Annotated in this window: 12 protein-coding genes; 6 read left to right on the top strand and 6 right to left on the bottom strand. The window is 39.3% G+C overall.

What is annotated here, in order from left to right; translation table 11 throughout:
• The first annotated feature begins 7 nt into the window (after positions 1 to 7).
• The 3 genes from leuD to leuB all read left to right on the top strand — a co-directional run bounded on the left by leuD (position 8) and on the right by leuB (position 2,444).
• The gene (leuD, locus tag AC1M86_RS04205) at positions 8 to 658 is read left to right on the top strand and encodes a 3-isopropylmalate dehydratase small subunit (protein WP_179998723.1); all 651 of its coding nucleotides are present in this window, start codon (positions 8 to 10) and stop codon (positions 656 to 658) included.
• Positions 659 to 755: 97 nt separating this feature from the next.
• On the top strand, positions 756 to 1,334 hold the full coding sequence (locus tag AC1M86_RS04210) for a hypothetical protein (protein WP_179998722.1): 579 nt from the start codon (positions 756 to 758) through the stop codon (positions 1,332 to 1,334).
• A 30-nt stretch (positions 1,335 to 1,364) separates the two neighbouring features.
• The gene (leuB, locus tag AC1M86_RS04215; protein ID WP_179998721.1) at positions 1,365 to 2,444 is read left to right on the top strand and encodes a 3-isopropylmalate dehydrogenase; all 1,080 of its coding nucleotides are present in this window, start codon (positions 1,365 to 1,367) and stop codon (positions 2,442 to 2,444) included.
• A gap of 27 nt (positions 2,445 to 2,471) precedes the next feature.
• Here the strand turns inward: leuB and AC1M86_RS04220 are convergent, their stop codons facing one another.
• Together AC1M86_RS04220 and infA are read right to left on the bottom strand one after the other, a co-directional pair.
• On the bottom strand, positions 2,472 to 2,786 hold the full coding sequence (locus tag AC1M86_RS04220; RefSeq protein ID WP_481607307.1) for a hypothetical protein: 315 nt from the start codon (positions 2,784 to 2,786) through the stop codon (positions 2,472 to 2,474).
• A 334-nt stretch (positions 2,787 to 3,120) separates the two neighbouring features.
• On the bottom strand, positions 3,121 to 3,342 hold the full coding sequence (infA, locus tag AC1M86_RS04225; RefSeq protein WP_004692529.1) for a translation initiation factor IF-1: 222 nt from the start codon (positions 3,340 to 3,342) through the stop codon (positions 3,121 to 3,123).
• 228 nt (positions 3,343 to 3,570) lie between these two features.
• Between infA and AC1M86_RS04230 the strand changes: the two genes are divergently transcribed.
• Positions 3,571 to 4,578 (top strand): AraC family transcriptional regulator, encoded by a 1,008-nt coding sequence (locus AC1M86_RS04230; protein WP_035264130.1) that lies wholly within the window; start codon positions 3,571 to 3,573, stop codon positions 4,576 to 4,578.
• Positions 4,579 to 4,633: 55 nt separating this feature from the next.
• On the opposite strand, the gene truA is transcribed toward AC1M86_RS04230, so the two are convergent.
• The 4 genes from truA to asd form a co-directional block, all read right to left on the bottom strand.
• Positions 4,634 to 5,431 carry a tRNA pseudouridine(38-40) synthase TruA gene (gene truA, locus AC1M86_RS04235; protein WP_481607308.1) on the bottom strand — a complete coding sequence of 266 codons (798 nt, stop codon included), beginning with the start codon at positions 5,429 to 5,431 and terminating at the stop codon, positions 4,634 to 4,636.
• 8 nt (positions 5,432 to 5,439) lie between these two features.
• Positions 5,440 to 6,417 (bottom strand): asparaginase domain-containing protein, encoded by a 978-nt coding sequence (locus AC1M86_RS04240; RefSeq protein WP_481607309.1) that lies wholly within the window; start codon positions 6,415 to 6,417, stop codon positions 5,440 to 5,442.
• 37 nt (positions 6,418 to 6,454) lie between these two features.
• Complete coding sequence (locus AC1M86_RS04245) at positions 6,455 to 8,380, bottom strand: hypothetical protein (RefSeq protein WP_481607310.1); 1,926 nt, start codon at positions 8,378 to 8,380, stop codon at positions 6,455 to 6,457.
• A gap of 284 nt (positions 8,381 to 8,664) precedes the next feature.
• A complete protein-coding gene (gene asd / locus AC1M86_RS04250; protein ID WP_481607311.1) occupies positions 8,665 to 9,783 on the bottom strand; it encodes an aspartate-semialdehyde dehydrogenase in 1,119 nt (372 codons plus the stop codon).
• Positions 9,784 to 9,969: 186 nt separating this feature from the next.
• On the opposite strand from asd, the gene AC1M86_RS04255 reads away from it, so the two are divergent.
• Both AC1M86_RS04255 and AC1M86_RS04260 read left to right on the top strand, forming a co-directional pair.
• A complete protein-coding gene (locus AC1M86_RS04255; protein ID WP_035264120.1) occupies positions 9,970 to 11,094 on the top strand; it encodes an endonuclease/exonuclease/phosphatase family protein in 1,125 nt (374 codons plus the stop codon).
• A 371-nt stretch (positions 11,095 to 11,465) separates the two neighbouring features.
• The coding region (locus tag AC1M86_RS04260) for a hypothetical protein (protein WP_481607312.1) at positions 11,466 to 11,715 on the top strand (250 nt) is incomplete at its 3' end.

Genomic DNA, 11,715 nt, shown 5'->3' on the forward strand with positions numbered 1-11,715 from the left:
AAACAACATGAAAAAATATACCGTTGAACAAGGTATCGTTGCACCTTTAGACCGTGCCAATGTCGATACAGATTTAATTATTCCAAAACAGTTCTTGAAATCAATTAAGCGTACAGGTTTCGGCGCGAATTTGTTTGATGAATTACGTTATTTAGATGAAGGCTATTTGGGGCAAGACAACTCAAAACGTCCTTTGAATCCAGATTTTGAGTTGAACAAACCACGTTATCAAGGTGCTTCAATCTTGATTTCACGTTCCAACTTTGGTTGTGGTTCAAGCCGAGAACATGCGCCATGGGCTTTAGAAGAATATGGTTTTCGTACCGTAATCGCACCAAGCTATGCAGACATTTTCTACAACAACAGCTTTAAAAATGGCATGTTACCAGTGATCTTGTCTGAAGAGATTGTGGATCAATTATTCAAAGAGTGTGCAGCTCAAGAAGGTTATCAGTTAACGATTGATCTTGAAGCACAAGAAGTACGTACACCTACAGGCGAAGCATTTAAATTTGAAGTTGATCCATTCAGAAAGCACTGTTTGTTGAATGGTTTAGATGATATTGGTTTAACGTTACAAGCGGCAGAAGACATTCGTGCTTATGAGGAAAGAACTAAAGCTGTTCGCCCATGGGTATTCCAAGAAATCAAAGCGTAACTGATACTTAAAGCTATAGTGCTCTGATTCAAGTCTTGCTAATATCGGTGCAAAATTATTCTTTTAGTTTTGCGCCGTTTGGTGAGGTTGGGCACAAATGAAGGCAAAAGTTTTATTACGCTATGCGTTTTTCGGATTGTCTGTCGCCGTTTTATCCGCTTGTCAGACCGTAGACCGATTACAACTGAAAAAGATTAAAGAAACGCCTGAAACCAGAAATCATGCTTTGATTTATTGCTCAGGAACGCTGAATTGTGAGTTTGAAAGATTCGATGAGCATCCCATTGTTGATGCTCAATCTCGAAGATTAGATCAGCGTGCGATCAAGCAAGGTATCGTGCGATTAAATGCTGGCTCCTTGAAAGATCCGCAAGCCTTATATCTTTCAGTTCCTGCTGGACTGCATGAAGTGGTGGTTCGCTTTTATCCGATTTCAGAGGAAAAAGCAGAAACTATTAATGTCATCCATCGCTTCGAAGCAAAAAAAGATTACCGATTTGTAATGTTTAGAGATCGAAGCAGTGGGAAAAAAAGTTTACTTGATGCTTCTGCACCAGAGCCATTATGTGTTGACTTGTTGCAAGAGCAACAAACCATTCGTCGTTTCTGCAAACCCTATAATGTTCTCAATGGACTAGGTGAGTTTGTGGAACAAAAAAATTTAAAAACACGTTAGTTCATACTAACTTTATAAATGGAAAATCTCATGTCTAAACAAATTTTGATTTTAGCTGGTGACGGCATTGGTCCTGAAATTGTAAAAGCAGCTGAACAGGTCCTCACCCGTGTCAATGAAAAATTCAATCTAGATTTAACATGGGAACAAGGTTTATTGGGTGGCGCTGCAATTGATGCGCATGGTTCACCTTATCCAGAAGTTACCTCTGAACAAGCAAAAAAAGCAGATGCGATTTTGTTAGGTGCTGTGGGTGGTCCGAAGTGGGACACAATTGAGCGCTCAATTCGTCCTGAGCGTGGTTTATTGAAATTACGTAGCGAACTTAACCTTTTCGCTAACTTGCGCCCAGCGATCTTGTATCCTCAATTGGCAGATGCTTCAAGTTTGAAACCTGAAATTGTTTCAGGCTTAGATATTTTAATTGTCCGTGAATTAACTGGTGGTATTTACTTCGGTCAACCACGCGGTATTCGTGAATTAGAGAATGGTGAGAAGCAAGGCTTTAATACCGACGTATACGCAGAGTCAGAAATCAAACGTATTGCTAAAGTGGCGTTTGAAATGGCGAAACTACGCGGTGGTAAAGTGTGTTCAGTGGATAAGGCGAATGTTCTTGAAGTCACTGAGCTTTGGAAACAAACAGTAACTCAGTTACATGCTGAACAGTATGCTGACATTAACTTGTCACATATGTATGTCGATAATGCAGCAATGCAATTGGTTCGTGCACCTAAACAATTTGATGTGATCGTAACAGGTAACTTGTTCGGTGATATCTTGTCTGATGAGGCTGCGATGTTGACTGGTTCAATCGGTATGTTGCCATCAGCTTCTTTAGATGAAAATGGTAAAGGGATGTATGAGCCTTGTCATGGTTCAGCACCAGATATCGCAGGTCAAAATATTGCAAACCCATTGGCAACAATTTTATCTGTTGCAATGATGCTTCGATATACGTTCCGTCAAGAAGCTGCAGCAAAAGCAATTGAAGATGCAGTAGGGAATGTTTTAGACCAAGGTTTACGAACAGCTGACATTATGTCTGAAGGCATGAAGAAGGTCGGGACAATTGAAATGGGTGAAGCAGTTGTTGCAGCGCTTAACTAATTTCAGTTGATTCATTCAAAACGCAGCCTATGAGCTGCGTTTTTTATTGCTGAGCTTTTGAAAGCGTATTTTTTTTAAACTTAAAACACTTGAGCAAGTCATTAGGTTATCGTAGTACTGACTCACTGAAGTTTTCTGTACAGGAATCATAAAACCATTTGCATCTCTCATCGAATTTCCCATTGGAATCGCGGTGTTGACTATACGTTCAAAAGTGAAAATTTCCCGCTCATCTCGAATCACAGGATTCGGCTTCAGTTTAATGTTAAAAGAATTCAAATTGATAGTTTCACGCATATGTTGGATATCTTGCCCTACAAATTGTGAAACATAAGTGTTCATATTTTTTTATTCTGAAAATTTGCTGTTTGGCATGCCGTAAACTGGAAAGGTGTAAATATGCAGATGGCCAAAAACCACAATTGATTTAATGCGTGAAACAGTGGGGCAGTACGACGATTTTTTTGTGGCTGAGTGTGTATATGAGCATTGTTTTTATATTTGATTGAATGTTAAAAATAAATAAATAGTGAGTTTGATTATTCTATAACATCTGAGTATTGATCTGCTCATAAAGACAGACGATTGCTTTAGTAGAATGGATCTCCTGTAGTTCATAAAATAAAAGTACAAAAACAAAAAAAGCCACTCAATGTGGCTTTTCGCTTACTAACACTTAGCGTGCACGGTAAGTAATGCGACCCTTAGATAAGTCATAAGGTGTCATTTCAACTTTAACACTGTCGCCAGTCAAAATACGAATATAGTGTTTACGCATTTTACCAGAAATGTGTGCAATTACTTCGTGACCGTTTTCTAAACGTACACGGAACATAGTATTAGGAAGCGTTTCGGTGACAACGCCTTCGAACTCGATAAGTTCCTCTTTATTGGCCATAGCCTACCTGATGATCAAATTGGAAAGGCGCAAATTATAGGCAAAATTTTAGAAAAAAACAAGGTTAAACCAAGTTCAGTCGGCGTTTCTATGGTCAAACTTGTCGAACAAACAAATAAAATTTTTAAACAAAAAAATGCTTAACTATGTTGTCAGTTTGGTCAATCGACTGTAATCTAATTCATAAGTTTTAAGTAAATATTAATAACATACAAGGAAGGGCACTGCGTGAGTCAGCTAACTGATGCTTCGGTTGTTCTACGATTAGGTTATCAAGCAATTCGTCGTGCTGGATTGCCCACAGAAGAAATTTTAACAAAAGCGGGTGTGGCCTTAAATCAAGTAGATCAAAATGCGCGTACGCCTTTAAGCGCGCAGTACGCTTTCTGGGTTGCTGCCGAAGAAGTCAGTAAAGATCCAGACATTGGTCTACATTTAGGTGAGCATTTACCATTGTATCGTGGTCAAGTGATTGAACATCTTTTTATTTCATCTGAAAATTTTGGCGAAGGCCTGAAAAGGGCTTTAGCATATCAACGTCTAATCAGTGATGCATTTCATGCCAAATTGGTTATTGAAGATGATCGTTGCTACCTAACCAATGGTGAACAACCTTTCTCTGAAAACCTAGTCAATCGTCATTTTTCTGAGTGCGCGATTTCAGGCATTTTAAGATTCTTCAAATTTATTACTGAAGGTCGTTTTCAACCTATATATATCGATTTTAACTTTAGCGAGGGTGCTTCAGACGATGAGTATTTCCGTGTATATGAGTGCCCGGTAAGTTTAGGCCAAAAAGAAACGCGACTTTATTTTGATCCTGCAATTTTAGATTATGTACTTTGGCAAGCCGAGCCAGAATTACTTCAACTGCATGAGCAGTTGGCGATTGAAAAATTACAGGAGTTGGCTCGATACGATTTAGTGGGTGAGGTGCGCCGTGCCATTGGTTCTACACTTGAGAGTGGAGAAACAACGCTAGAAACTGTGGCAGCTCAGTTGAATATTACCCCACGTCGTTTGAGAACACAGCTCAGTGAAGCCAATACAAGCTTCCAGCAAATTTTATCTGACTATCGTTGTCGTTTAGCTAAAAAACTTTTGGCAAACACCAATGAAAGCGTAGAGAGAATTGTCTATCTCACGGGTTTCTCGGAACCAAGTACGTTCTATCGTGCCTTTAAACGATGGACCAATGAGACACCTGTTGAATATCGTAAGCGGAAACAGCGCTAAAAAAATCCCTTCTTTTTGAAGGGATTTTTTTCTATTCAATTCAAAATAAAAAAAACTATTCAGGCATGTTTAACCAATGAGGGCCTAGGGGCACTTTAGGCAAGTTAAACTCTGCAGGATAGTGTGCTTGGATAAAGTAAAGGCCGTCAGGTGGTGCTGTGATCCCTGCTGCTTTACGGTCTTCTGCTGCGAATATTTCATCAATATGGTCAATGTCGTACATGCCCTGACCGATTTCCAGTAAACAGCCCATAATATTGCGAACCATGTGGTGTAAAAAACCATCTGCTTGGATGTCTAGAACGAGGTAAGCACCGTGTTTGATGAGTTTGCAATGGCTCACATGGCGTACAGGCTGGTTGGATTGACACGCAGCAGCTCTAAAGCTTTCAAAGTTATGAGTACCCTCAAATTTTGAGGCTGCAGCAATCATTTTATCCACATCAAGTGGGTAATAAGCATGCGTTACTTGTTTGTGGAGTAAGGCAGGACGCATGGGTCTGTTATAAACGACATAACGATAACGGCGAGCCTGCGCTTTAAAGCGTGCATGAAAATCACTGCCCATTTCTTGAATCCACTGGATGGCAATATCTTTAGGGAGTGTACTGTTAGCTCCCATAAGCCAGCCACGAATTGGACGTATTGCATTTGTGTCAAAGTGAGCCACCATATTTGTGGCATGAACACCTGCATCTGTTCGACCCGCACCATGCAAAATGATGGGTTCATCAGCAATTTTGCTCAATACTTTTTCCATGGTTTCTTGTACGCTCGGCACGCCTGGTTGCTGTGTTTGCCAACCTCGATAACGAACGCCACTAAACTCAATTCCGATTGCAAAACGTGGCATTTGAACCTCTAATTTGATGAATCATACCAATGCTGTAACCATTGATCTGTGGAGGGGTATTGTAAATACATTTTTAGAATTTTGGCATAAAGATCGGCATCACTGAGTGTATCGTCGATCAAAATATCAGATGCTTTAATCCAACTGCTAATTGCATAGCGTTGATCTAATTCTCCAAACATGACCTGACTACTTAATACAATATGGCAGCCTAAGGCACGAAGCTGCTTCAAAATATCTGTGGTATCCGCATTAATTGCTAAATTACCGGTTCCATATGCTTGAAGTATGAGTACATGAGGCGGGTTGTCGATAAAACGCGTTAAATGCTGATTGAATAATTTGATTTCAATGGGGCGAAGACTCAGATTCGCAATATTGAGTTGTGTCGAGCGTTCAATATGTTGCTCAGTAATGTTGACAAAAGAACTTGATATGGGCTTGATGACATTTGTAAATGCTTCACCGTAAAATGCATCTAATGCCGTGCGATGAGTCTTGACTGCAGTTCTGGCATGAAAAATTTGATGGTTAAAGCATAAGTAAACACCATCAGACACATTTTCCATATATTGGATGGCATGATTCAGATTATCTAAAGCATCGCTCGATGGATGCAAAGATGTCGCTGCATGATTGAGCAGAGGAAATTGGCTACCTGTGATAATGACTCGACACGTATCATGGAGAAATCGAGAAAGAATAGCCGCAGCATAACTCATGGTATCGGTACCATGAATGACAATAAAATTTTGAAATTGTTTAGCTTGTAATTGTTGAATTTGTTGGATTAACAGCAACCAATCACGCGCCGTACATGCACTACTGTCTTTAATCTCATGAGCCTGGACAAGCTCGATTTGATTTTGAACGGGCAAAATTTCTTTTAATTGCGGAAAAAAATCGGCAGCAGGCATAGGCGCTAAAGGTTCACCAACGCAACCAAATGTCCCACCCATATAGATTAAAGCTATTTTTGAACTCATAAAAAAAGCAGCCTGATTAGACTGCTTCATATTAAGATTAATTGGAATCAGATTCCATGCTCTCTCGGAGTTTTGCTGCACGCATTTTTTGTTCGTCATTGTAATGCGATTCATATTCCGTAATTAATTTTTCTGCTTCATCAAACGCGCCAAATTTAATGTATTGATCCGCTAAATCTAAGTTAAGTTGAATTTCATCAACGTTGAGTAATTCAGGAAAACGTTGTACAAGAGGATCATCAGGACGATTCGGATTCATTTTTATCGCAGATGTTTCATGCGAATGATTCTGTTGCACTTCTACATTTTCATCTGATGAATTGAGGTCAAAATTAAACTCGTTTGTCGGTTCAATTGAGCTTTCTATTGTAGATTTTGAATCAAGATTTTCCTCAAAGTCGAAAGTTACAAAATCTAAAATCTGATCATTCACGCTTTGCTTTGAAACTTTTGCTGAGCTAGATGTTTCAGCATCAAAGTTAAAATCATCTGAAAGATCAAAAGTGAGTTCATCCTTGGATGTTGTTGTTTGAGAATGAGACTGTTCCGATTGATCTGAAAAGTTAAATTCCAATGGATCGATTTCAATATTCAGTTCTTGTAGATTTTTTTCTGATGGAGAAGAACTCAGTGCTGAATGAGGGAGATCTGTTTTTTCACCCCATTCTTGACTCAAATCAAGTGTGAAGTCGAGATTTTGGATGGACTCATTTTCTGAAGCACGGTTCTCTCTAGCGGTCGACTGCACTGATGCTGTTTGTGATTTATTTTCAGACTGAAAACTGGTGAAGTCTAAATCAAACTCTAAGGGTGCGCGATCTTCAGTCGATTGATTGGTTGTTTCAGATTCAGTCTGTGTTTGAGCATTTTGCTCGAAAGTTAAATCTGTCGTTATAAATTCTAAAGATGTTTGCTCTTTTGATGCAGGAGCCTTCTCATCAACTTGCTCGAATGGATGTTGTGAAGTGGGTTGAGGTGTATCTTCCATAAAAAAATCGAGTTCAAAATGCTCGTTTTGCGATGGAGTCTCCTGTTCAGTTGCCTGCTGATTTTCAGCCTGATCAGAAGGGAGCTGGTCAATGATTTCTTCATTGGTTTTATTGAGCGTAAACTCTTCTGCTAAATCGAGCTGTTCTGAGCTAAATACAAAATGAGCAGTAGGTTCAGCAGAGACATGCTCAGTTTCTTCTTCAGGGGTGCTTTTCTTCTCTTTGGCTTGTAAGGGATGTGGGTATTGTTCTGTTTCAAACACAAATGTTGAGCTTTGAGAAGGAAGAGAAGATTGCTCTGTGGTCTCATTTGTTTCAGTGGGTGTGCTTTCCTGAGAGCTATGTTGTTCATCCTGAGACTTGATGAGATGATCAAAAGCTTGTTCTGATTGCACTGCAGGGATTTCAGTTATAAAACTGGTGCTATGAAACTGTGCAGCATGACGAGGCTGATTCTCGGTGTTCGATATATCCCGTGATTCTTTCGCAATTTCTTTATTCCGTTCCGCTTCTTTTGCAGCTTTAAGTTTGTCTTCAGCTTCATCCGCAATGTAATGTAATCCAGTGGAGCGTAAATAATTACTCAATTGTTTTAAAGCAAATTCATCATTCTGTAAGATGTGAATATCAATCAAATACGAGTAAAGCTCATGTTGTCTAGGATCGCGATTCAATGCTTGATTGATTTTTGCTTCGGCTGACATATAGCTTTCTGATTGAATTAAGTATTCAATACTGGCTTTAAGTTCATCAGCCACTGGTTCGGCACTTAAGTCTTGTGGTGCGCCATGACCATGCTGTGAATAGGCTTGTTGTGGGGTGGAACGAGTTTTGGGGCTTTTCTTAGCGCGTTTTACACTCACATTTTTTTTAGATTTTGTTGATCCTGTGTCACCATTTTTTTGTTTATCCTCACGTTTTTTGAGCACCAGTGCGATTAACAGCAAGACGACAAATGGAATGACATACAACATAATTTTTCCCCTTCATTGAATTCAATGAATTTATTGCAAATCTAATACCTGAGTGCTCGAAATATTGGACTGTTTTTAATCTCGATTTTTTATATTCTCAGTTCATCATTATGTATCGATCAAGATGTTCGAAATAAGAAGTGATGAGATTGTAATTTAACTGTTTTTTGTATCGATGTCATAATATTTCCTTTCAAATAGCACTCCAAGCTCTAATCAATTCAAATTGCATAAAAAAAGCCGATCTAATCAGACCGGCTTTTTATTGAAGTGACTATTAAATATTAAGCATTTTTATAGTCAATCAAGATGCGTAGCATACGGCGTAAAGGTTCAGCAGCACCCCAAAGTAATTGGTCACCAACAGTGAACGCGCCTAAATACTCTTTACCCATATTGAGTTTACGTAAACGGCCTACTGGAACTGTAAGCGTGCCAGTTACTGCAACAGGTGTAAGATCAGTCATTGATGCTTCACGTGTGTTCGGCACAACTTTAGACCAGTCATTTGCACTTGCAATGATGTCTTCAATTTCATTTAAAGGAACATCTTTACGAAGTTTTAAAGTCAATGCTTGTGAGTGACAACGCATTGCACCAATACGTACACAGTGACCATCAATAGGTACAATTTGTGAATTACCAAGAATCTTATTGGTTTCAACTTGACCTTTCCATTCCTCTTTCGATTGACCGCTTTCAAGCTGTTTGTCGATATAAGGAATTAAAGAACCTGCTAAAGGTACACCGAAGTTTGCTGAAGGGAATCCTTCACCACGCTGTAATTCAGCAATTTTAGAGTCGATATCTAAAATTGGAGAACGTGGATCGTCTAATAGATCTTTTGTATTGTTATACAAATAGCCCATACCTGTGATGAGTTCACGCATGTTTTGCGCACCCGCACCAGAAGCAGCTTGGTAAGTCATTGAAGTCGCCCATTCAACAAGATTGTTTTGGAACAGACCACCAAGACCCATTAACATCAATGAAACAGTACAGTTACCGCCCACAAATGTTTTCGTACCTTTTACCAAACCGTCTTTGATCACATTCATGTTGACTGGATCTAATACGATGATGGCTTCATCGTCCATACGCAATGTAGATGCAGCATCAATCCAGTAACCATTCCAAGCATCAGCTTTCAACTTAGGGAAAACTTCAGTGGTATAATCACCACCTTGGCAGGTAATAATGACATCCATTTGCTTCAGACTATTAATGTCTGTCGCATCCATAAGTGCTGGGGCAGTTTTACCACCAAACGCAGGGGCTTCACCACCTGCATTACTGGTAGAGAAGTAGAATGGCTCAAAATGAGCGAAATCATTCTCTTCAACCATACGTTGCATAAGGACGGAACCAACCATCCCGCGCCAACCGACCAGACCTACTTTCATGTCACTTTGCCTCGGTGCGTTAAAATAAAAAAGGGGGTTCGAGTGTATCAAAAGAGTGTATAACTGCAAGTGGTACACAATCAAAACAGCAAATATATTGTGCAATATATCTTGTTTATGTTACATGCAAAACTAATATAAATTTATGAATCATCGAAAAATTAAGAATATATAAAGAGAAGCGCTATGCTATGGATTGAGATACTGGCTGTTGTTGTGATTTGGTTAAGTTTTTGGTCTTTGATTCCGCGTGATGAGTGGTGGTTTCGAGGTGCCGATTTTCCAAGACTACAAATTTTAGCCCTAGGCTTTATCGCATTTATCCTCCTGTTGATTTGGGATGGGGAATGGGATTTAAGACGCCAAGTCATATTTGTTGGATTAATTGCTGCATTAGCATATCAATTGAAGATGGTCTTGCCTTATACCTTAATTTGGAAAAAACAGGTGAAACAGGTCCAACCAGATCAACTTGATCCATCAAAGCAAATCTCTTTAATTGTGTCGAATGTTTTAACACCAAATACAGAATATCATCGTTTGATTGAACAGATTCATCAGCATCAACCCGATATCGTATTGACGCTTGAAACAGACCAAACCTGGCAGAATGAACTTTCAGTCATCGAAGCGGATTATCCTTATCGTGTTCCAGTACCTTTAGATAATCTCTATGGAATGCATCTCTACAGTAAGTTGGAATTGAGTGATACCGAAGTCAAATTCATACTGAGTAATGAGATTCCTTCTATTCATACCACAGTGAAATTACGTTCTGGACAGCCTGTTCAATTATATTGTTTACATCCCAAACCGCCGAGTCCAACTGAAGCCAAAGACTCTACATTACGTGATGCTGAATTGTTGATTGTCGGTGATCAAATTAAAGACTTGGATGAAAGTTGCATTGTTATGGGAGATCTAAACGATGTGGCATGGTCTCGTACCACACGACTATTTCAACGTATCAGTGGTTTGTTAGACCCGCGTGTTGGACGTCATTATGTCAATACCTTCCATGCGGACTATCCGCTATTACGATGGTCACTCGATCATGTATTCCACAGCACTGATTTTGCTTTGGTGAAAATGGAGCGATTACCGCATATTGGTTCGGATCACTTTCCTGTGTACGTTGTTTTACAAACTGGACGACAATTTGAGCAAGTACAGCAAGAATTAGAACAGACGGATGCTGATGAGCAAGAGGCTCAGGAGGCGATTCAAGAAGGTATTGCGAAAGCTGAGAAAGAAGAGAAACAAGTGACAGATGAAATTGCGCAAGATTATAAAGATGGCAAACAAGTGTGAATGGATGCGTGTAAGAAATTGCTTACAATGAATGTGTCTGTTGACCCATAGTCACTAAGCGAGCTTAAGCGTAATCTAAGCTTATCGGCACAGGGAGTGGGAATGGAATGATCCCAATATGGAAGACGACGCCGACGGAAAATCATCATGGAGATGATGTAGGAAAGGAAAGCCAATAAAACAATAATATGATTTTTGAAAAGCACAACCTCATCGACCCGAGTTTTACAGGATGTAGAACTCGGGTTTAGTTTATGGTGGATTTAAACGTTTAAATGCATACAGGTCGAATGAATTAAATCTCGTTATTCAGCTCTAATCTTTTATTAATGCTATGATTTGCCAAAATGAAAATATTGAGCAGATGGGGTATGAGTTTGTTTCTTAAAAATATGAAAGACATAACTACAAGCAAATCCTTCGCTTCAATCGTTGTGTTAAATGTACTAATGAGCACCAGCGTATTTGCACAAGAAGCTGATGAAAAAATGATGGATGCGGTTGCATCTCAAGAACAGGTCGCGAACACTGAAGCTAAAGAAGCTAAAGAAGCTAAAGAAGCTAAAGAAGCTAAAGAAGCTAAAGAAGCTAAAGAAGCTAAAGAAGCTAAAGAAGCTAAAG

The sequence above is a fragment of the Acinetobacter sp. ANC_7654 genome, from assembly GCF_056779855.1.

What these genes read in the sequence shown, in the direction of transcription:
- leuD (WP_179998723.1), top strand. Translation starts at nt 8, where the DNA reads ATGAAAAAATATACCGTTGAACAAGGTATCGTTGCACCTTTAGACCGT.
- AC1M86_RS04210 (WP_179998722.1), top strand. Translation starts at nt 756, where the DNA reads ATGAAGGCAAAAGTTTTATTACGCTATGCGTTTTTCGGATTGTCTGTC.
- AC1M86_RS04245 (WP_481607310.1), bottom strand. Translation starts at nt 8,380, where the DNA reads ATGTTGTATGTCATTCCATTTGTCGTCTTGCTGTTAATCGCACTGGTG.
- AC1M86_RS04240 (WP_481607309.1), bottom strand. Translation starts at nt 6,417, where the DNA reads ATGAGTTCAAAAATAGCTTTAATCTATATGGGTGGGACATTTGGTTGC.
- truA (WP_481607308.1), bottom strand. Translation starts at nt 5,431, where the DNA reads ATGCCACGTTTTGCAATCGGAATTGAGTTTAGTGGCGTTCGTTATCGA.
- AC1M86_RS04220 (WP_481607307.1), bottom strand. Translation starts at nt 2,786, where the DNA reads ATGAACACTTATGTTTCACAATTTGTAGGGCAAGATATCCAACATATG.
- infA (WP_004692529.1), bottom strand. Translation starts at nt 3,342, where the DNA reads ATGGCCAATAAAGAGGAACTTATCGAGTTCGAAGGCGTTGTCACCGAA.
- asd (WP_481607311.1), bottom strand. Translation starts at nt 9,783, where the DNA reads ATGAAAGTAGGTCTGGTCGGTTGGCGCGGGATGGTTGGTTCCGTCCTT.
- leuB (WP_179998721.1), top strand. Translation starts at nt 1,365, where the DNA reads ATGTCTAAACAAATTTTGATTTTAGCTGGTGACGGCATTGGTCCTGAA.
- AC1M86_RS04255 (WP_035264120.1), top strand. Translation starts at nt 9,970, where the DNA reads ATGCTATGGATTGAGATACTGGCTGTTGTTGTGATTTGGTTAAGTTTT.